The sequence below is a fragment of the Bradyrhizobium sp. MOS002 genome, from assembly GCF_003020115.1.
Classification (GTDB): domain Bacteria; phylum Pseudomonadota; class Alphaproteobacteria; order Rhizobiales; family Xanthobacteraceae; genus Bradyrhizobium.
Genome location: NZ_PYFX01000013.1, coordinates 21,390 through 40,924, shown reverse-complemented (window position 1 = coordinate 40,924; position 19,535 = coordinate 21,390). Strand labels below are relative to the sequence as shown.

At 65.1% G+C, this 19,535-nt stretch carries 20 protein-coding genes; 13 read left to right on the top strand and 7 right to left on the bottom strand.

All coding sequences use genetic code 11. The features are described from left to right. Positions 1–167: 167 nt before the first annotated feature. Entirely contained in the window at positions 168–422 is a 255-nt protein-coding gene (locus tag C7G41_RS28045) for a type II toxin-antitoxin system VapB family antitoxin (protein ID WP_106945563.1), read from the top strand. Beyond that, positions 422–826: a type II toxin-antitoxin system VapC family toxin gene (locus C7G41_RS28040; protein WP_106945562.1), complete on the top strand. Its 405-nt coding sequence runs from the start codon at positions 422–424 to the stop codon at positions 824–826. The genes C7G41_RS28045 and C7G41_RS28040 overlap by 1 nt, the downstream gene beginning before the upstream one ends. 26 nt (positions 827–852) lie before the next feature. Here the strand turns inward: C7G41_RS28040 and thpR are convergent, their stop codons facing one another. Both thpR and C7G41_RS28030 read right to left on the bottom strand, forming a co-directional pair. Beyond that, complete coding sequence (gene thpR / locus C7G41_RS28035) at positions 853–1,389, bottom strand: RNA 2',3'-cyclic phosphodiesterase (RefSeq protein ID WP_007598862.1); 537 nt, start codon at positions 1,387–1,389, stop codon at positions 853–855. 174 nt (positions 1,390–1,563) lie between these two features. Continuing rightward, on the bottom strand, positions 1,564–2,199 hold the full coding sequence (locus C7G41_RS28030; RefSeq protein ID WP_199198658.1) for an arylesterase: 636 nt from the start codon (positions 2,197–2,199) through the stop codon (positions 1,564–1,566). 55 nt (positions 2,200–2,254) lie between these two features. Here C7G41_RS28030 and C7G41_RS28025 point away from each other — a divergent pair, with 55 nt between their 5' ends. From C7G41_RS28025 to C7G41_RS28010, 4 genes are all read left to right on the top strand, one after another. Beyond that, positions 2,255–2,977: an ABC transporter ATP-binding protein gene (locus C7G41_RS28025; protein WP_007604314.1), complete on the top strand. Its 723-nt coding sequence runs from the start codon at positions 2,255–2,257 to the stop codon at positions 2,975–2,977. After that, positions 2,974–5,544 carry an ABC transporter permease gene (locus tag C7G41_RS28020; RefSeq protein WP_106945560.1) on the top strand — a complete coding sequence of 857 codons (2,571 nt, stop codon included), beginning with the start codon at positions 2,974–2,976 and terminating at the stop codon, positions 5,542–5,544. The genes C7G41_RS28025 and C7G41_RS28020 overlap by 4 nt, the downstream gene beginning before the upstream one ends. Before the next feature lie 270 nt (positions 5,545–5,814). Next, the gene (locus C7G41_RS28015) at positions 5,815–6,606 is read left to right on the top strand and encodes a Bax inhibitor-1/YccA family protein (protein WP_007604312.1); all 792 of its coding nucleotides are present in this window, start codon (positions 5,815–5,817) and stop codon (positions 6,604–6,606) included. 306 nt (positions 6,607–6,912) lie between these two features. Continuing rightward, the gene (locus tag C7G41_RS28010) at positions 6,913–7,443 is read left to right on the top strand and encodes a GNAT family N-acetyltransferase (RefSeq protein ID WP_106945559.1); all 531 of its coding nucleotides are present in this window, start codon (positions 6,913–6,915) and stop codon (positions 7,441–7,443) included. A gap of 116 nt (positions 7,444–7,559) precedes the next feature. Here the strand turns inward: C7G41_RS28010 and C7G41_RS28005 are convergent, their stop codons facing one another. From C7G41_RS28005 to acnA, 3 genes are all read right to left on the bottom strand, one after another. Next, positions 7,560–7,928 (bottom strand): DUF2794 domain-containing protein, encoded by a 369-nt coding sequence (locus tag C7G41_RS28005; RefSeq protein WP_106945558.1) that lies wholly within the window; start codon positions 7,926–7,928, stop codon positions 7,560–7,562. 582 nt (positions 7,929–8,510) lie between these two features. Further along, positions 8,511–9,287 (bottom strand): thioredoxin family protein, encoded by a 777-nt coding sequence (locus tag C7G41_RS28000; RefSeq protein ID WP_106945557.1) that lies wholly within the window; start codon positions 9,285–9,287, stop codon positions 8,511–8,513. 235 nt (positions 9,288–9,522) lie between these two features. Further along, positions 9,523–12,243 carry an aconitate hydratase AcnA gene (acnA, locus tag C7G41_RS27995; protein ID WP_106945556.1) on the bottom strand — a complete coding sequence of 907 codons (2,721 nt, stop codon included), beginning with the start codon at positions 12,241–12,243 and terminating at the stop codon, positions 9,523–9,525. Between the two features lie 244 nt (positions 12,244–12,487). Between acnA and ccmA the strand changes: the two genes are divergently transcribed. The 5 genes from ccmA (at position 12,488) to C7G41_RS27970 (ending at position 15,671) form a co-directional block, all read left to right on the top strand. Beyond that, positions 12,488–13,090: a heme ABC exporter ATP-binding protein CcmA gene (gene ccmA, locus C7G41_RS27990; RefSeq protein WP_106945555.1), complete on the top strand. Its 603-nt coding sequence runs from the start codon at positions 12,488–12,490 to the stop codon at positions 13,088–13,090. Between the two features lie 232 nt (positions 13,091–13,322). Further along, complete coding sequence (gene ccmB, locus C7G41_RS27985) at positions 13,323–13,991, top strand: heme exporter protein CcmB (RefSeq protein ID WP_106945554.1); 669 nt, start codon at positions 13,323–13,325, stop codon at positions 13,989–13,991. 91 nt (positions 13,992–14,082) lie between these two features. Further along, positions 14,083–14,871 (top strand): heme ABC transporter permease, encoded by a 789-nt coding sequence (locus tag C7G41_RS27980; RefSeq protein WP_106945553.1) that lies wholly within the window; start codon positions 14,083–14,085, stop codon positions 14,869–14,871. Next, positions 14,868–15,053, top strand: a complete 186-nt coding sequence (gene ccmD / locus C7G41_RS27975; RefSeq protein WP_106945552.1) for a heme exporter protein CcmD — start codon at positions 14,868–14,870, stop codon at positions 15,051–15,053. Before C7G41_RS27980 ends, ccmD begins: the two co-directional genes overlap by 4 nt. 24 nt (positions 15,054–15,077) lie before the next feature. Continuing rightward, entirely contained in the window at positions 15,078–15,671 is a 594-nt protein-coding gene (locus C7G41_RS27970) for a DsbE family thiol:disulfide interchange protein (RefSeq protein WP_106945551.1), read from the top strand. A 192-nt stretch (positions 15,672–15,863) separates the two neighbouring features. Here the strand turns inward: C7G41_RS27970 and C7G41_RS27965 are convergent, their stop codons facing one another. Continuing rightward, positions 15,864–16,466, bottom strand: a complete 603-nt coding sequence (locus C7G41_RS27965; RefSeq protein ID WP_007598838.1) for a septation protein A — start codon at positions 16,464–16,466, stop codon at positions 15,864–15,866. A 3-nt stretch (positions 16,467–16,469) separates the two neighbouring features. Continuing rightward, positions 16,470–17,417 (bottom strand): signal recognition particle-docking protein FtsY, encoded by a 948-nt coding sequence (gene ftsY, locus C7G41_RS27960; RefSeq protein WP_027566386.1) that lies wholly within the window; start codon positions 17,415–17,417, stop codon positions 16,470–16,472. Between the two features lie 60 nt (positions 17,418–17,477). On the opposite strand from ftsY, the gene C7G41_RS27955 reads away from it, so the two are divergent. Both C7G41_RS27955 and C7G41_RS27950 read left to right on the top strand, forming a co-directional pair. Further along, positions 17,478–18,179: an RluA family pseudouridine synthase gene (locus tag C7G41_RS27955; protein ID WP_199198651.1), complete on the top strand. Its 702-nt coding sequence runs from the start codon at positions 17,478–17,480 to the stop codon at positions 18,177–18,179. A 153-nt stretch (positions 18,180–18,332) separates the two neighbouring features. Further along, positions 18,333–19,442: a DUF2336 domain-containing protein gene (locus C7G41_RS27950; RefSeq protein WP_106945550.1), complete on the top strand. Its 1,110-nt coding sequence runs from the start codon at positions 18,333–18,335 to the stop codon at positions 19,440–19,442. The last annotated feature ends 93 nt before the right edge of the window (positions 19,443–19,535 follow it).

Genomic DNA, 19,535 nt, shown 5'->3' with positions numbered 1-19,535 from the left:
AAATTGCAACTCCGTATTGGCGCAAAGGCTTATGCGCTCGGCCCTTCGCGGACAGATCGCCTGCGTGCGTCGAAGCGCGAGGTATGGGCGCTAGGTCCGCCAAAAGGATCTATTCTTGCGTTCGGCCGGGCTAGAATATACCTATTGAGGAACCAAGGAACCTCAGTATGGCGCTTAGCATCAAGGACCCCGAAACGGAGCAATTGGCGCGGAGTCTGGCGCAATTGACCGGCGAAAACATCACGACAGCAACCAAGCGCGCCATTGAGGAGCGATTACGCCGGCTCGGCGGACAAGCTCACAAAGACGCGCTGCTTCAAGACATGGCCGAGATCAGGCGGCGCTGGAGCGAAATGCGCGTCTTGGATAACCGCACGCCTGAGGAAATTCTCGGATACGACGCGCATGGATTGCCGCGCTGATGGTGATCGACACATCGGCGATCGTGGCAATCGCGCTCAACGAAGTCGATGCGGCGGACATCGAGCGACTGATCGTGGACGATCCGATCCGCCTGATCTCCGCGGCAACGGTGCTCGAAGCAACGATGGTGATCGAGACACGGCTAGGTGACGGGGGCGGGCGCGAGTTCGATCTCTGGCTCGTCAAGATCGGCGCCGAGATCGTGCCGGTCGATGCCCGACAAGCCGATGCGGCACGGCGCGCCTGGCGTCGCTACGGCAAGGGACGTCACGCCGCGTCGCTGAACTATGGCGACTGCTTTTCCTACGCGCTAGCGACGACTCGCAGTGAGCCGCTGCTGTTCAAGGGCGAGGACTTCGCGAAGACCGACGTCGCCAGACCCGGCGTGGCCCCGCCGCGATAGCGCGACGCAACGAGCCCGACGAAGACTCACTCACATAGCTCGTACGCGTCCTCGACCACATAGGGGCCGCCGCCAGTGGAGGCGCGAGACGAGAACAGCACGAAACGTTCGGCCGTGAACGCCTTGCTGGGAAAATAGCCGCGCAGCGAGAGATAGTCGGCGACGTCACGGTCGGTGGCGTCGTGCAGCCGGGCCAGCGTGACATGCGGGATGAACTTGCGGCCCTCAGGGTCAAGGCCGATCCGCTGCATCAGGCGCTCGAGCTCGGCCTGCAATTCCATCAGTGGCTTGCTCGGCACGATGGTGGCGACCACCGCGCGCGGCTTGCGTCCGCCGAAGCTCTGCAAACCCTGCACCTTCACCTCGAACGGCTTGCGGTCGACGCGAAACAGCATTGAGGCGATTTCGTTGGCGGACATGCCGTCGATATTGCCGATGAAGCGCAGGGTGACGTGGTAATTTTCGGGATCGATCCAGCGGGCGCCGGGAAGGCCGCCCCGCAAATTGGAAAGCGACTGGCCAATCTCGGCCGGAATTTCCAGACCAGTGAACAAACGCGGCATCGTTTCGCACTCCCGATGCTTGGACATGACCTTTGGGAAAGACCATGTCCAAATTTTAGAGCCGGCGACGAATCACCGGTACCCTAATTCCTATCGCAGTTGTGTGACCCTGCGAAGCATCGCGCGCCTTACCCCGGTAAAACCCTGGGAATTACGGTTAGCGTTGCCTGCTTTTCAACGCCGCTGCTCAGCTATCGTGCCAAGGAATGCCTCAACCGTGGGCAAGATATTCCTGACGATGATGTCGACGCCGGGCGCCGTCGGATGAATGCCGTCGGCCTGGTTGAGCTTGGCGTCGGCCGCGACACCGTCGAGAAAAAACGGATAGAGCGGCACGCCGAATTTTTTCGCCAGGTCCGGATAAATCGAATTGAAGCGCGCGGCATAATCCGCGCCGTAATTCGGCGGCGCCAGCATGCCGCACAGCATCACCGCGATCTTGCGCACCTTGAGGCGCTGGACGATCTCGGTCAGCGCGGCGCGCGTCAAATCGGGATCGATGCCGCGCAGCGCATCGTTGGCGCCGAGTTCGATGATCACACCGTCGGTTCCGTCGGAGACGGACCAGTCGAGCCGGTCACGGCCACCCGAGGAGGTGTCGCCGGACACCCCGGCATTGGTCATGTCGACCTCTATGCCTTTGTCTTGTAAGGCTTTTTGGAGCCTTGTGGGGAACGCTTGCTGGGCCGGGAGGCCGAGGCCGGCGCTCAAGGAATCGCCGAGAACCACCAGCTTGATCGGTTTCGCCGCCTCGGCCCATGCCGGATTTGCGACCGTCATCAAGGCGAACATCAACACGGCTATGTGCATGAACAATCCGTAACGCCTCTCGACCGCGTGTGCGGAGTTGCCATATGACCGGACCATGGACACTCGTATCTCTTCCTCTTCGCTCGCCGACAGCTCGGCGGACACCATCGCCATCTCCAACGTCAATCTGTCATTGGGTACGGGCGCGGCACGCGTTCACATCCTCAAGGATATCAGCTTGCGCGTGGGCCGGAGCGAGACGATCGGCCTGATCGGCCCGTCAGGCTCGGGCAAATCCACGCTGCTGATGGTAATGGCGGGGCTGGAGCGTCCTGATAGCGGAGAGGTGGTGGTCAGCGGCACGCCTTTCAATGCCCTCGACGAGGACGCGCTGGCCCGCTTCCGCGGCCGCCAGGTCGGCATCGTCTTCCAGTCCTTCCATTTGATTCCGACCATGACCGCGCTGGAGAACGTCGCGGTGCCGCTCGAGCTCGCCGGCAATCCCGACGCCGCAAAGCGCGCGGCGCAGGAGCTGCAATCGGTCGGGCTCGGCGACCGTCTGCATCATTATCCGACGCAGCTCTCCGGCGGCGAGCAGCAGCGCGTCGCGCTGGCCCGCGCGCTGGCGCCCGATCCCGCGATCCTCGTTGCCGACGAGCCCACCGGAAATCTCGACGAAGCCACGGGACAACAGATCGTCGACCTCCTGTTCAGCAAGCATGCCGAGCGCGGCATGACGCTGGTGCTGGTCACGCATGATTCCTCGCTCGCGCATCGCTGCGATCGCGTGATCCGCCTGCGCTCCGGGCGCATCGACACGCAGTCGGCGCCCGCATGAGCGCTGTCGCCGAACCGTTCACGAGGCCCAACGGCGTCGCGCTGTCGCTGCGCTACGCGCTGCGCGAATTGCGCGGCGGCCTGCGCGGCTTCTACGTCTTCATTGCCTGCATCGCGCTCGGCGTGATGGCCATCGCCGGCGTCGGCTCGGTCTCCGCGAGCCTGAGCGACGGCCTCGCCCGCGAGGGCCGTACCCTGCTCGGCGGCGACGTATCGTTCGTCCTGTTTCAGCGCGAGGCGAAGCCGGAGGAAGTCGCCTTCCTGCGTTCGCGCGGCACCGTCTCGAGCGCCGCCACACTGCGCGGCATGGCGCGCTCGGCCGAGGGCAAGCTGGCGCTGGTCGAGATGAAGGCGGTCGACGACACCTATCCGATGCTGGGCCAGTTGACGCTGGCGCCACCGCTGCCGATGTCCGACCTGCTCGCGGAGCGCGACGGCGCGTTCGGCGCGGCCGCCGATCCGACCCTGCTGGCGCGTTTGTCGCTCAAGACCGGCGATCGCGTCACCGTCGGGGCCGCGACGTTCCAGATCCGCAGCGCCGTCGAAGCCGAGCCCGACAAGCTCGCCGGCGGCATCGGCTTCGGCCCGCGCTTCCTGATCAGCGAGGCGGGCCTGCGCGCCACAGGGCTGGTCCAGCCCGGCAGCCTGGTGCGCTGGGTCTACCGTGTGAAGCTGCCGGAGATCGCCAATAGCGAGCGCGCCACCGACGCCTTCATCGCGGACGCCCGCAACGCCGCGCCGCAGGCCGGCTGGGAGGTCCGCAGCCGCTCCAATGCCTCGCCGCAGCTCGAGCGCAACATCAACCGCTTCACGCAGTTTTTGACGCTGGTCGGCCTCGCCGCACTGCTGGTCGGCGGTGTCGGCGTCGCCAATGCCGTCAAGGCCCATATCGACCACAAGCTGGAGGTGATCGCGGCCTTCAAGGCTGTCGGCGCCACCGGGCGCGACGTGTTCGGCATCTATCTCGCCCAGGTTCTCCTGCTCGCCGCGATCGGCTCGGTGATCGGACTCGCGCTCGGCGCCGCCATGCCGTTCGCGATCGTCGGCCTGTTCGGCAAGCTGCTGCCGCTGCCGGTGGTGCCGGCGGTGCATGCCGACGAGCTCGCGCTGTCGTTCGTCTACGGGCTGCTCACGGCGCTTGCCTTCGGCCTGTGGCCGCTCGGGCGCGTGCACGACGTGCCGGTGGCCGCGCTGTTTCGCGACACCATCAGCTCCGAATGGCATCGGCCACGCTGGAGCTATCTCGTCTTCATGGCCGTCGTGATCGCGCTGCTCATCGCGGTGGTGATCGGCCTGTCCTTCGACAAGCGCATCGCCGCGGTGTTCGTGGCCTCCTCCGTGGTCGTGTTCGCGCTGCTGCGCGGCATTGCCGCCCTGCTGATGACGATCGCCCGGCGGCTGCCGCGCACGCGGTGGCCGATGCTGCGACTTGCGATTGCCAACATCCACCGGCCGGGCGCGCTGACGCCCTCGGTCGTGCTGTCGCTGGGCCTCGGGCTCGCCGTGCTCGTCACCATCACCCAGATCGACGGCAATCTGCGCCGGCAGTTCCTGGCGGCGCTGCCCGAGCACGCGCCATCGTTCTTCTTCATCGACATTCCGAGCACGCAGGCCGAGCAGTTCGACTCATATCTGCGCCAGATCGCCCCTGGCGCGACGGTCGACGACGTGCCGATGCTGCGCGGGCGGATCGTCGGAGCCCGTGGCGTCCGCGCCGAGGAGCTCAAGCCCAGCACCGATTCCGAGTGGGTTCTGCAGAGCGACCGTGGCCTGACCTATACCGCCGATCTGCCGAAGGGCTCCAAGGTGGTCGAGGGCGAGTGGTGGAGCGCCGATTATGCCGGCCCGCCACTCGTTTCGATGGAGAAGAAGATCGCGGACGGACTCGGCCTCAAGCTCGGCGACGAGGTCGTGGTCAACATCCTCGGCCGCGACATCCCCGCGAAGATCAGCAATCTGCGCACCATCGACTGGCAGGGCCTCGGCATCAATTTCGTCCTCGTGTTCTCCCCCAACGCATTCAAGGGCGCGCCGCACACCCACATCGCGACGCTGACGGAAGCCGGCGGCGATCCTGCCGGCGACGGCAAGATCATCAGGGAGGTCGCCGACGCCTATCCGATGGTGACGAGCGTGCGCGTGCGCGAGGTGATGGAGACGGTCGGCTCGGTCGTGACCAATCTGGCGCTGGCAATCCGCGGCGCCAGCGCTGTGACCCTGATCTCGGCAATCCTGGTGTTGGGCGGCGCGCTCGCCGCCGGCCATCGTCACAGGGTCTACGATGCGGTGATCCTCAAGACCCTGGGCGCGACCCGGCTGCGGCTGCTCGGCGCCTATGCGCTCGAATACCTCCTGATCGGACTTGCCACCGCCGTGTTCGGCGTTTTCGCCGGCAGCGTCGCGGCCTGGATGATCGTGACCCGGCTGATGACCCTCACTTTCGTCTGGCAGGGCGGCAGCGCAGCCGGCGTGGTCGCGGCTGCCTTGGTCGTCACGGTCGGGCTGGGGCTCGCGGGCACGCTCCTAGCGTTGAACAAAAAGCCCGCCACGGTGTTGCGGAATTTGTGACAAATGGTAGCGGGCGGCTGCGCGGGAGCCAAATCGCACGATTCCAGCGATTAACCACGTCTGCTCGCCAGGATTGCGCGCGAGGGCGACATTCAGCCGCGCGTGGAAGGTTGCAGCGGATGTGTTAGTTTCCCACATATCGAGTGGGTTCGGAGTCCCGATTGTTAGCCAAAATTTAGTCGGCAGACGTCGGTATCCGAGATAGAATTTGACGAACCGGCGGCATGGCGACCCTCATGCCGGACCGGACCAACCAACGGGAATTCGACCATGTCGGACCTAGACCGTAACTACGCTTCTCCTTTCGGCAGGGCCGCCGGGCGTGTTGACGCCGCGACGGTCGATGCCGGCCTGCGCGCCTATATGCTGCGCATCTACAACTACATGAGCATCGGCCTGGCCATCACCGGCTTGGCCGCGCTCGGCGTCTACATGGCCGCCGTGACGGATGTTCCGACCCCGGAAGCCGTCCGCGTCGGCAAGCTGTTCCTGACGCCCTTCGGCTACGCGATGTTCGTCAGCCCCCTGAAGTGGCTGTTCATGCTCGCGCCGCTCGCCATGGTGTTCGTGATCTCGGCAGGCATCAACCGTCTCGCTCCCTCGACCGCCCAGATCCTGTTCTGGGTGTTCGCGGCGCTGATGGGCATCTCGCTGTCCTCGATCTTCCTGGTGTTCACACACACCTCGATCGTGCGGGTGTTCTTCATCACCGCGGCGACCTTCGGCGCGCTCAGCCTCTACGGCTACACCACCAAGCGTGACATGAGCGGAATGGGCTCGTTCCTGTTCATGGGCCTGATCGGCATCGTGATCGCGAGCCTGGTGAACCTGTTCCTGGCGAGCTCGGTGCTGCAGTTCGTGGTGTCAGTGGTCGGCGTGCTGGTGTTCGCGGGCCTCACCGCCTGGGACACCCAGCGGCTGAAGAACGACTACATCTACGGCTACGCCTCGGCCGGCGGTGACATCGCAGAGCGTGCGGCCATCACCGGCGCGCTGTCGCTGTACCTGAACTTCATCAACCTGTTCACGCTGCTGCTGCAGCTCCTCGGCCAGCGCGACTAAGCGCCAGCCCAGAGTGGACGACACCAACCCCGGCCGAAAGGCCGGGGTTTTTGTTTGCGGCGGGGAGCACCGCTCCCGTAGCCCGGATGGAGCGAAGCGCAATCCGGGAACGTCGTATCGGCGGACGCGCCTGCCCCGGATTTCGCTGCGCTCCATCCGGGCTACAAGGGCTGCCTCGCTTCGGAGCTCTTGCGACGAAGCAATCCAGAGTCCCTCCACAGATGCATTTCTGGATTGCCTCGCTACGCTCGCAATGACGATGCGGAGGCTCTTCCGGGCGTCCCGGGAAGGCTCTAATCTGGCCCCATGTCAGCACCCGAAATCAGGCCCGCCACCGAGGCCGACCTTCCCGCCATCACCGCCATTTACCAGCAGGCCGTCCGCGAGGGCACCGCGACGTTCGAGCTGGCACCGCCCGACCTCGCCGAGATGATGCGGCGCTACCGCGCGCTGGTCGACGGCGGCTATCCCTATTTCGTCGCCATCCTCGACGGGCGCGTCGCCGGCTACGCCTATGCCGGCGCCTACCGGCCGCGGCCGGCCTACCGCTTCACGGTCGAGAACTCGATCTATCTCGATCCGTCCTTCCACCGCCGCGGCATCGGGGCGCTTCTGCTGGAGCGGCTGATCGTCGAATGCGAGGCGCGCGGCTTCCGCCAGATGATCGCCGTGATCGGCGATTCCGCCAATGCCGGCTCGATCGGCGTGCACACCAAGGCCGGTTTCAAGATGATCGGCACGCATCCCAGCGTCGGGTTGAAATTCGGCCGCTGGCTGGACACCGTGATGATGCAGCGGGAGCTTGGTGAGGGCGCGAGTACCGTGCCGGGGAAGTAGGGGCTACCGTCATTCCGGGACGCGCGCAGCGCGAACCCGGAATCCAGAAGTTGTGGGCGAACAATATCGAGATTCCGGGTTCGCGACTTCGTCGCGCCCCGGAATGACGGGGGTGCTCACACCACCGCCAGCTTGCGATCGATCACCAGGAGCACGCGCTCGAGCTCGTGGCCGCGGCGCAGGATCAAGCCCGTCGCCGAGATCACGCTGTACATGCCCTGTTTGCGCGCGAGGCGCGGATCCTTCTCGATGCGATAGATCGGCACTTCAGAGGCGCGGCGAAAGACCGAGAACACGGCGCGATCCCTGAGGAAGTCGATGGCATAGTCGCGCCACTCGCCGTCGGCGACCATCCGGCCGTAGAGATTGAGAATACGGTGCAGCTCGAGCCGGTTGAACGTCACGCGGCTCAGTTGCGCATTCGAAGCGGTGGGGCGCACCGCCGCGCGCTGTTCGCTCGGATCGGCATCCTCCGACAGACTCATAGAGCGCCTCCTGTCGCATCAGCATGACCGCGTCCGCGAAGACCGTCCCCGGAACCGCGGATCATGACAGTTGCATGATTGCGCCAACTGTTCCCCACTGCAAGGGCCCTTGAAAGGACTTTGGAATCCGGAGCAAACCGCCCACACGCAGCGGTGGAACTCTGTCGCGGCAAACCGTCACGGGATCGTTAGCAGGAATCATAGTGTCGCCGCTTTTCCGCCAAGCGACTGCCGCCCTGCATTGCGAAAAGACCTATGTGCGTTGACCCGGTCCTTTCGGTTCCGGATTCCTCAGCCCCCAGCCCCCCGGGGCCGTTAGGATCGGGTCTGTTCGCACGACAAGGAGGGCCAACGCGAGTTGGTCCTTTTTTGTTTGTGTCGGGATGTTGCTGTCTCGACCTCTTTTCCATCACCGCACACTCTCTCCCCTCATCCTGAGGAGCCGCGCTCTTCGCGCGGCGTCTCGAAGGATCGAGGCCGAGCTGCATCAGCGGGGCCTGCATGGTTCGAGACGGCGCTGACGCGCCTCCTCACCATGAGGATTGAGAGTGTGCTTGAGTCGGAAGATTCGAAGTGTGCGAATCAGTGCAGCGACGTGTACGCCGCGCCCAGCATCGGCCCCGGCTTTTCCCGGCTGCCGTCCTGGACATAGACCACGGCACCGTCGACGCCGTCGCGCGTGAGGTTCTCGATCGGCACCGTCCAGCTTTCCGGACGGCCGGTCCAGTCGCCGACCTTGAGCAGGTTGCGCACCACGTTGTGATAGATGACCTGCTGTCCGCGGTTTTCGCCACGGCTGATCGCGATCGGCACCGACTTCGCAATCGAGCAGATCCAGACTTCGCCGTGGGACGCCGTCGGCTCCTTGCTCGCGGCCACCGAGACGTTGATCTGCTTGCCCGCGAGCGACATCGTCACCGGCACGCTCATCACGCCCGTGCCCCTGTCGGTGCTGCCGATCGCGCTTTCGATTCCGGTGCGGTCGCTGCCGACGACATGCGTGGAGCCGTTGACCACGACCTGCGGCGTGTAGACCTCGCGGTCGCCGCGCATGCGCGAATAGGCACGCTGCCGTGCGGAGAAGCGCGAATCGGCCAATGTGTCCTTCCAGCCGAGATAGTCCCAATAATCGATCGGCATGCTCAGCGCGATGATCGAGGGATCGCGGGAGAGATCGCCGATGATCTTGTCGGCCGGCGGGCAGGAGGAGCAGCCCTGCGAGGTAAACAATTCGACAACGGCGCGGGGATCAGCCTCGGCAGGACGAATGACGGCGACGATCGCACAGAGACCAAGAGCTCCCGACCAGAGGGCACCGGACCAGCGTGAAACCAGATGAGAAGCCGTCATTGTTGTCATGTCGAACGCCGCACACCATTGCACGTGAGAGGGGAAATCTTACCGCCGGATGGTCACCGTAGTCTTACGGGCCTCACACTTTCGTCCGCCAAAGTAACCGTCCAACGCGAGAGGTTCTCCGCCGGGCGGGCCCATCTGAAGCCTGCCGCAAACGCGTGAAGGCGGCCTTGTGATAGGCCGCCTTCGTGTAACCTACTACTCACTTCGCAGTGAGCCACCGTTCACAAATCCGCGCTTACGCCGCGAGCTTGCGCAGCACGTAGTGCAGGATGCCGCCGTTGCGGTAGTATTCGAGCTCGTCCAGCGTATCGATGCGGCAGAGCAGCGAAACGCGCTGCAGCGAACCGTCGCCGGAGACGATCTCCGCGGTCAACTTCTGGCGCGGCTTGAGGTCGCCGACGAGGCCGCGCAGCGTGACCTTCTCGTCGCCCTTCAGACCGAGCGACGACCAGGAGGTGCCGTCCTCGAAGGTCAGCGGCAGCACTCCCATGCCGACCAGGTTGGAGCGGTGGATGCGCTCGAAGCTCTGGCAGATCACGGCGCGCACGCCGAGCAGACGCGTGCCCTTCGCGGCCCAGTCGCGTGAGGAGCCGTTGCCGTATTCGGCGCCGGCGAACACCACCAGCGGCACCTGCTCCTGCTGGTACTTCATCGCGGCGTCGTAGATCGACATCTGCTCGCCGTCGGGCCAGTGCTTGGTGAGACCGCCTTCCGGAATGTTGCCGTCGGCGCCCTTCAGCATGAAGTTCTTGATGCGGATATTGGCGAAAGTGCCGCGCATCATGACTTCGTGGTTGCCGCGCCGCGTGCCGTACTGGTTGAAGTCGGCCGGACGCACCTGGTGCTCGCTGAGATATTTGCCGGCGGGCGAGGTGAGCTTGATCGAACCGGCCGGCGAGATGTGGTCGGTGGTGATCTTGTCGCCGAACATGGCGAGGATGCGGGCCTCGACGATGTCAGTGACCGGCTCCGGCTCCTTCTTCATGCCTTCGAAATAGGGCGGGTTCTGCACATAGGTCGAGCTCATGTTCCAGCGATAGGTCTCGCTCTCGACCGTCTTGATCTTGCGCCAGTTGGTGTCGCCCTTGAACACGTCGGCATACTTCTTCTTGAAGATCGCCGCGGTCACGAACTTCTTCATGAAGGCGTTGATCTCCTTCGTCGTCGGCCAGATGTCCTTCAGGTAGACCGGCTTGCCGTCCTTGCCTACACCGAGCGGCTCGACGGCGAGATTCTTGGTGACGCTGCCCGCGAGCGCGTGGGCGACCACGAGCGGCGGCGAGGCCAGATAGTTCGCCTGCACGTCCGGCGAGACACGGCCTTCGAAGTTGCGGTTACCGGAGAGCACGGCAGCCGCGACGATGCCGTTGTCGTTGATCGACTTCGAGATCTCCTCGGGCAGCGGACCGGAATTACCGATGCAGGTGGTGCAGCCGAAGCCGACCAGGTTGAAGCCGACCTTGTCGAGATCGGCCTGGAGACCGGAATCGGCGAGATAGGCCGCCACCACCTGGCTGCCGGGGGCGAGCGAGGTCTTCACCCACGGCTTTGCCTTGAGGCCCTTTGCGGCGGCGTTACGCGCCAAAAGCCCGGCGCCGATCAGCACGCTCGGGTTCGAGGTGTTGGTGCAGGAGGTGATCGCGGCGATCACGACGTCGCCATGGCCGATGTCGAAGTTCTTGCCGTCGACGGCAAAGCGCTTCCCCGGCTCGTCGGCCTTCTTGTATTCGGTGGCGAGCGCAAGCGAGAAGCCCTCGGCCACGGACGGCAGCGCGATGCGGCCTTCGGGACGCTTCGGGCCGGCCATCGAGGGCACGACGTCGCCGAGGTCGAGCGTCAGCGTCTCCGTGAACACCGGATCGGGCGACTTGGCGGTGCGGAACAGTCCTTGCGCCTTCGCATAGGCCTGCACCAGCGCGACGCGCGCCGGGGCGCGGCCGGAGGTCTTGAGATAATCGAGCGCGGCGGCATCGACCGGGAAGAAGCCGCAGGTCGCGCCATATTCGGGCGCCATGTTGGCGATGGTCGCCTTGTCGGCGACCGAGAGATGGTCGAGGCCGGGGCCGAAGAATTCGACAAACTTGCCGACGACGCCGAGCTTGCGCAGCATCTGCGTGACTGTCAGCACGAGGTCGGTCGCGGTGACGCCTTCCTTCATCGCACCCTTCAGCTTGAAGCCGACGACGGTCGGCAGCAGCATCGACAGCGGCTGGCCGAGCATGCAGGCTTCCGCCTCGATGCCGCCGACGCCCCAACCGAGCACGGCGAGACCGTTGACCATGGTGGTGTGGGAATCGGTGCCGACCAGCGAGTCGGGATAGGCGACCTCGAAGGTGCCGGTCTTCTTGCCGACCGTCATCTTCTCCTTCTTGGTCCAGACCGTCTGGGAGAGATATTCGAGATTGACCTGATGGCAGATACCGGTGCCGGGCGGCACGACGGAGAAGTTCGAGAACGCCTTCTGGCCCCATTTCAGGAACTCGTAGCGCTCCTGGTTCTGCTTGTATTCCTCGGTGACGTTCTTGCCGAAGGCCTTGTTGTCACCGAAGAAGTTCACGATCACGGAGTGGTCGATGACGAGGTCGACCGGCACCAGCGGATTGATCTTCTCGGCATCGCCGCCAAGCTTCTGCATCGCGTTGCGCATCGCGGCGAGATCGACCACGGCGGGCACCCCGGTGAAATCCTGCATCAGCACGCGCGCCGGGCGGAATGCGATCTCATGCTCCAGCGACTTCTTGCGCAGCCATTTCGACACCGCGACGATGTCTTCCTTCTTGACCGTGCGGCCATCCTCGTTGCGGAGCAGGTTCTCGAGCAGAACCTTCATCGAATAGGGAAGCTTGGAAATTCCCTTCAGACCATTCTTCTCCGCCGTGGGCAGGCTGTAATAGACATAGGTCTTGGCGCCGACCTTGAGGGTCTTTTTGCATTTGAAGCTGTCGAGCGAGGTCATGTAGGAAAATCCCAATTGTTAGTTATACCCGGCAAGGGGTATTTTAACACCGTCAGCGGAGCAGGCTGGGCCGCTTGCAGGGGCAGGTTGAGTTGCTGCATCAAGTAGTTCCGGGCTTATAGAAGCTTTCTAACCGCGCCGCCACAGCCACAATCGCGCCGCGGCAATCCGCGAGCCAAAAATTCCCATACGCTACCCCAAGATTTCCTGAGGCCTGGCTTTGAGCGGATCGATACGAGGCAAGATGCAGCTTTCCGGACGCGGGGTCATTTGCGTGCGGGGCGGGCGCGAGGTGTTTTCCGGGCTCGATTTCGAGGCCGGCTCCGGCGAAGCCGTGGCGGTCGTGGGCCGCAACGGATCGGGCAAGACGTCGCTGCTGCGGCTGATCGCGGGCCTGCTCGTTCCGGCGGGCGGCACGATCGCGCTGGACGGAGGGGATGCCGAGCTGACGCTGCCGGAGCAATGCCACTATCTCGGTCATCGCGACGCCCTGAAGCCGGCCCTGAGCGTGATGGAGAATCTGACATTCTGGGCCGATTTTCTCGGCGGCGAGCGTTTTGACGCCGGCGAGAGCCTAGCCACCGTCGGGCTCGACCACGCCGCCGATCTGCCCGCCGCCTTCCTGTCCGCCGGCCAGCGCCGGCGGCTCTCGCTGGCCCGCCTGCTGACCGTCCGCCGACCGGTCTGGCTGCTGGACGAGCCGACCACGGCGCTGGATGTCGGCGGCCAGGACATGTTTTCCGGATTGATGCGCGAGCACCTCAGCCGCGGCGGCCTGATCATCGCCGCCACCCACGCCCCGCTCGGGATCGATTCGCGAGAGCTGCGGATCGGGGGTGCGGCATGATTTCGATCAACCCTCAGCTTTCCGAGCGGCTGGGTGCCGCTCTCGCACCCGAGACGCAGTCGTCGCCGCGGGCTCCCCCGCCTCTCCCGCTTGCGGGAGAGGTCGGCGCGCAGCGCCGGGTGAGGGTTCTCTCCTCTGGGGGAATCTTCGTTGTCGAGACACCCTCTCCCCAACCCTCCCCCGCAAGCGGGGGAGGGAGCGCACCGTGCCTGAGGCACGATGGGAGCCCCCCATGACCGCCCTATCTGCCCTCATTCGCCGGGACATCCGGATCGCGCTCCGCGTCGGCGGCGGAGCGTTGATTGGCGTGCTGTTCTTCCTGACCGTGGTGGTGCTGATGCCGTTTGCAGTCGGGCCGGATCTGGCACTGCTGTCGCGGCTCGGGCCGGCGATCCTGTGGCTGGGGGCGCTGCTGGCGAGCCTTCTGACGCTGGACCGGCTGTTCATGGCTGACCACGAGGACGGCTCGCTCGACCTGATCACGATGAGCCGGACCCCGCTGGAACTCGCCTGCGCGGCGAAAGCGCTGGCGCATTGGCTGGCCGCCGGCCTGCCGCTGATCGTCGCAACCCCGGTGCTCGGGCTGCTGCTCAACCTCGACATGGTCGCAACCGGCGCTGTGGCGCTGACGCTGCTCGCCGGCACCCCGGCGCTGACGTTTACCGGGATGATCGGTGCGGCGCTGGCGGTGACGCTGCATCGTGGCGGCTTGCTGATGGCCGTCCTGGTGCTGCCGCTGTCGATTCCGGTGCTGATCTTCGGCGTTGCGGCCTCGCAGGCGGCGATCGTCGGTCCCATGACGTTCGGCGCGCCGTTCTCGATCCTGTGCGCGCTGTCACTGGTCAGCCTCGTGATCGGCCCCTTCGCGGCCGCGGCGAGCCTGAAGCACGGACTCGACTGAGATGGACTGGACTGACCTTGACCCCGATCAACTTTCGCTACGGACATTCGTGCTGATTGCGTGAGCGCTTACCTGTGATTATCAGGATACCATGACGCTGATCGACCTCGCCAACCCCACACGGTTCCTCGCGCTGACGGCGCGGCTGCTGCCGTGGCTCGCGGCCGCGACCATCATCCTGCTGGCGATCGGGCTCTATCAATCCGCCACCGCGCCCGACGACTACCAGCAGGGCGCGACGGTGAAGATCATGTTCATCCACGTGCCCAATGCCTGGCTGTCGATGTTCGTGTGGGGCGTGATGAGCATCGCCTCGCTGGGCACGCTGGTGTGGCGGCATCCGCTCGCCGACGTCGCCGCCAAGGCGGCCGCTCCGATCGGCGCCGCCTTCACCTTCCTTGCGCTGCTGACGGGATCGCTGTGGGGCCGGCCGATGTGGGGCACCTATTGGGAATGGGACGCGCGGCTGACCTCGGTGCTGATCCTGTTCCTGATGTATCTCGGCCTGATGGCGCTGTGGCGCGCGGTCGACGAGCCCTCCCGCGCGGCGCGCGCCGCCGCCGTGCTGACGCTGGTCGGCGCGATCAACCTGCCCATCATCAAGTTCTCGGTCGACTGGTGGAACACGCTGCACCAGCCGGCCTCGGTGATGCGGATGGGCGGCTCGTCGCTCGACAGATCGTTCCTGATTCCGCTGCTGGTGATGGCGATCGCGTTCACCCTGCTGTTCGTCACGCTGCATATCGCGGCGATGCGCAACGAAATTTTGCGCCGGCGCGTCCGCTCGTTGCAGATGATGCAGGCGAGCCGTGTGGCGTTTTCAGAAGTCGGCACCGGCTCGCGTGAAGGCAGCACTTCAAAAGAAGTCGGGGCTGCATGATCATGTCGCTCGGTCCCTACGCGTCCTTCATCGTGACGTCCTATGCCGCGGCCGCCCTCGTGGTCGTGATCCTGATCGGCTGGATCGTGCTCGATTATCGTAGCCAGACACAGCGCCTGCGCGAGCTCGAGCGCAGCGGCGTGACCCGCCGCTCCGGCCGTAGCGCGACGGATCGGCCATGAGAGATCAAGCATGAGAGATCAATCGTGAGCGATCAATCGACGTCCGCTCCGCCGCAGCGCCGCACCTTCCTGATGGTGCTGCCGCTGATTGCCTTCATCGGCTTGGCACTGCTGTTCTGGTTCCGGCTTGGCAGCGGCGACCCCTCGCGGATTCCTTCCGCGCTGATCGGACGGCCCGCGCCGCAAACCATGCTGCCGCCGCTCGAGGGATTGCAGGCCGCCAACGCGCAGATCCCTGGTCTTGATCCCGCGGCGTTCAAGGGCAAGGTCAGCCTCGTCAATGTCTGGGCGTCCTGGTGCGTGCCGTGCCACGACGAGGCGCCGCTCCTGACCGAATTGGCAAAAGACAAGCGCTTCCAGCTCGTCGGCATCAACTACAAGGATGCCGCCGACAACGCGCGGCGCTTCCTGGGGCGCTACGGCAACCCGTTCGGCCGCGTCGGCGTCGACGCCAACGGCCGCGCCTCGATCGAATGGGGCGTCTATGGCGTGCCGGAGACCTTTGTCGTCGGTCGCGAAGGCACCATCGTCTACAAGCTGGTCGGGCCGATCACGCCGGAGAATTTGCGGACGGTGTTGTTGCCGCAGATGGAGAAGGCGTTGAAGGCGGGAAGCTAGCGCCACTCTCGTGCGAGCGCAGGGGCCAGCCCACACGCCGCTGTCATGCCCCGGCTTGACCGGGGCATCCAGTACGCCGCGGCCTCACCGCATCTCACGACTGTCTCTGGAATACTGGATCGCCCGGTCAAGCCGGGCGATGACAGTTGAGTGTGTGGCTGCGCCTCAGTTCGCAAAGGCGAGTTAAGAGATTCACCCCTTCCTCACATCCCCCGCCTCGGCCTCGCTGGCTTCCAGCGACGCCGGCTCGAGGTGATAGCGCTTGGTCAGCGGCATCTGGGCGATGGCGAAGATCATGGTGATCGGCGTGACGCCGAACACCTTGAAGTTGACCCAGAAGTCCGTGCTCTGGGTGCGCCAGACGATCTCGTTCAACACCGCCATGCCGGCGAAGAACAGCGCCCAGCGCAGCGTGAGGATGCGCCAGCCCTGCGGCGTCAAATTGAACATCTGGTCGAACATGACGGCGATGAAGGAGCGGCCGAACAACAGGCCGCCGCCGAGGATCGCGGCAAACAAGGCGTAGATGATGGTCGGCTTGAGCTTGATGAAGGTCTCGTCGTGGAGCACCAGGGTCAGCGTGCCGAACACCAGCACGATGACGCCTGTCACGATCGCCATGATCGGGATGTGGCGCGTCACCACATAGGAGGCGATCATCGCCGCGACGATCGCGACCATGAAGGCGCCGGTCGCGGCGAACAGATTGAACTTCGCATTGACGAAGAAGAACACGAGCAGCGGGCCGAGCTCGGTCGCAAGCTTGAACAGCGGGTGCGGCTGGGTCTTGTCCATTCTTCAGCTTTCGATTCCGGCGATCGCGCGGGCGAAATCACGCGCGGTGAACGGCGCGAGATCGTCGACGCCTTCGCCGACGCCGATGAAATGCACCGGCAGTTTGAATTTTTCCGCGAGCGCCACCAGAATGCCGCCGCGGGCGGTGCCGTCGAGCTTCGTCATCACGAGACCGGTGACCCCGGCGGTGCGATGGAAGGCCTCGACCTGCGACAGTGCGTTCTGGCCGACGGTGGCGTCCAGCACAAGCAGCACCGCATGCGGTGCAGTCGCGTCCACCTTGCGAATGACGCGCACGACCTTTTCGAGCTCGTTCATCAGCTCGGCCTTGTTCTGAAGCCGCCCGGCGGTGTCGATCAGGAGCACGTCGATGGCCTGCTCCTTCGCCGCCGTCAGCGCGTTGAAGGCGAGGCTCGCCGAATCCGAGCCTTGCGCACCTGATATGACGGGCGTCTTGGTGCGTTCGCCCCAGACCTTGAGCTGCTCGATCGCCGCTGCGCGAAACGTGTCGCCGGCGGCCAGCATCACCTTGCGGCCTTCGGACGCGAATTTTTGCGAGAGTTTTCCGATGGTGGTGGTCTTGCCGGAGCCGTTGACGCCGACCACGAGGATGACGAACGGCTTCCTGCCGGCGTCGATCTCGAGCGGCTTGGCCACCGCCGCCAGCACCTTCTCGACTTCGGTCGCGACGACGTCCTTGACCTCGTCCGCCGAGATCGCCTTGTCGTAGCGCCCCGTGCCGACCGCATCCGCGATCCGCACCGCGACCGAGGTGCCGAGGTCGGCGCGCAGCAGCACGTCCTCGATGTCGTCGAGCATGGCGCGGTCGAGCTTGCGCTTGGTGACGAGGTCGGCGACCGCGGTCCCGAGCGAGGACGAGGTGCGCTTCAGCCCGTCGGACAGGCGGCGCCACCAACTCAGCTTGGGGGTCTCGGGAGTGGTATCGTTCATGGTGCCGGTGTGTTAGCCGTTCCGGCTCCCAAACGAAAGTCTTGACCGAAAGTCCTGCAATTGCTCGATGTTCCCGAATTGACCGCCGAGGAAATCCTGGGCCGCGTGCTCCATCGCGACGGATTGATGCTGGTCATCGACAAGCCGGCCGGCCTCCCGGTGCATCGCGGACCCAAGGGCGGTGCCAATCTGGAAACCTCCTTCGACGCGCTCCGTTTCGGCCTGCCGCGGCCGCCCGTGCTGGCCCACCGGCTGGACAAGGACACCTCCGGTTGCCTCGTGCTCGGCCGCCATCGCAAGGCGACGGCCTCGCTCGGCCTGCTGTTCAAGCATGGCAAGATCGGCAAGACCTATTGGACCATCGTCGAGGGCGGCCCCACTGAGGACGAAGGCACCATCGACATGCCGCTGGGGCGGCTGAACGCCGAACGCGGCTGGTGGCAGAAGCCCGATCCCGAGGGCCAGAAGGCCATCACCAACTGGAAGGTGATGGGCCGGAGCGATGGCCTGACCTGGCTCGCCATGGAACCGGTGACCGGGCGGACCCATCAATTGCGGGTGCATTCGTCCGCAACCGGCTGGCCGATCTTCGGCGATAACATTTACGGCAACGGCCCGCGCTTCGGCGAGCCGAAGCTGCACCTGCATTCCCGCGAGATCGTGGTGCCGATCTCCCGCAACAAGGAGCCGGTCCGCGTGGTGGCGCCGGCGCCGCCCCACATGCACGAGCGGCTCCGCGCCTGCGGGTGGAACGGGGAGTAGCCCAACTGCTCGCCCTTCATGGTGAGGAAGCCGCGCAGCGGCCAGGATGAGGGTCATCGCGCGTTGGTTTACGAAACGTTCAGTGCTCGTCTCTAATGATAGCGGTTGCTTAGAACAAGCTTCCGTCAATCTGCTCAGGACGAGCTGCGCGTCATGTCCACGGCCGAGTTATCGATCATCGACGAGGTCGAGTCCGCGCTTCGGACCGGCTCGGCGGAAAAGGGCCTGGCAACAGCCCGCCGCGTCACCGACCTGTTCCTTTCATCCGCCGGCAGTTTCGACGACGAGCAGATCGCGCTGTTCGACGACGTGCTCGATCGCCTGATCGGCACCATCGAGCTCCGCGCCATCGCCGACATGGGCGCGCGCGTCGCGCTCGCCGAGATCAGCGCGCAACTCGCGCCGATCGCGCAGGCGCCGCCATCGGTCATTCGCCGCCTCGCCAACAATGACGAAATCCGCATCGCCGGTCCCGTGCTGCAGGAATCCGCGCGCCTCGACGATGGCGCGCTGGTGCAGATCGCATCATCCAAGGGCGAGCCGCATCTGCTCGCGGTCGCCGGACGCTGGTGGCTGAAGGAGATCGTCACCGATGCATTGCTGGCGCGGCGCTATCCCAGCGTCAGCCGGCGGCTCGCCGCCAATCCCGGCGCGCGCGTGTCCGGAAGCGGATTTGCCGTCATCGTCGGACAGGCCGAGGCCGATCCCGAACTTGCGGTCAGCGTCGGCGTCCGCATCGATTTGCCGTCAGAGCTGCGCCGCCAGTTACTGCGCTCGGCGAGCGATGCCGTGCGGACGCGCCTGCTGTCGCGCGCACCGCCGCATCTGTTCGAGGAGATCCAGACCGCAATCGCCGCCGTCACCGTCGGTGTCGAGCACGAGATGTCGGGTGTCCGTGATTTCGAAGGTGCCAAGCGCGCCGTCGCAGGCCTCAAGGCGACCGGCCAGCTCAGCGAAGCGACCCTGCTCGGCTTCGCCACGCAGCGGCGTTATGAAGAAGCGGTGGCCGCATTGGCCGCACTGTCCGGATCGACCGTCGAAGTGATACGCCCGCTGATGCAAAGCCTGCGCGAGGACGGCCTGCTGGTGCCGTGCAAGGCGGCGCAGCTCAGCTGGGAAACCACGGCCGCCGTGCTCCAAAGCCGCTTTGCGACCGGCGCAATGAAGCCGGCCGATATCGCAAGGGCTCAAAGCCATTACGCGCGCATGACCCCGGAGAATGCGCGGCGGACACTGCGGTTTTGGCAGGTGCGGGCGTCGTAGGCGCTTGCTGCGCACCACACGCACCGATGTCATCACCCGCGAAAGCGGGTGATCCAGTATTCCAGAGACGTTAGTGGGATACGGAGAAGCCGC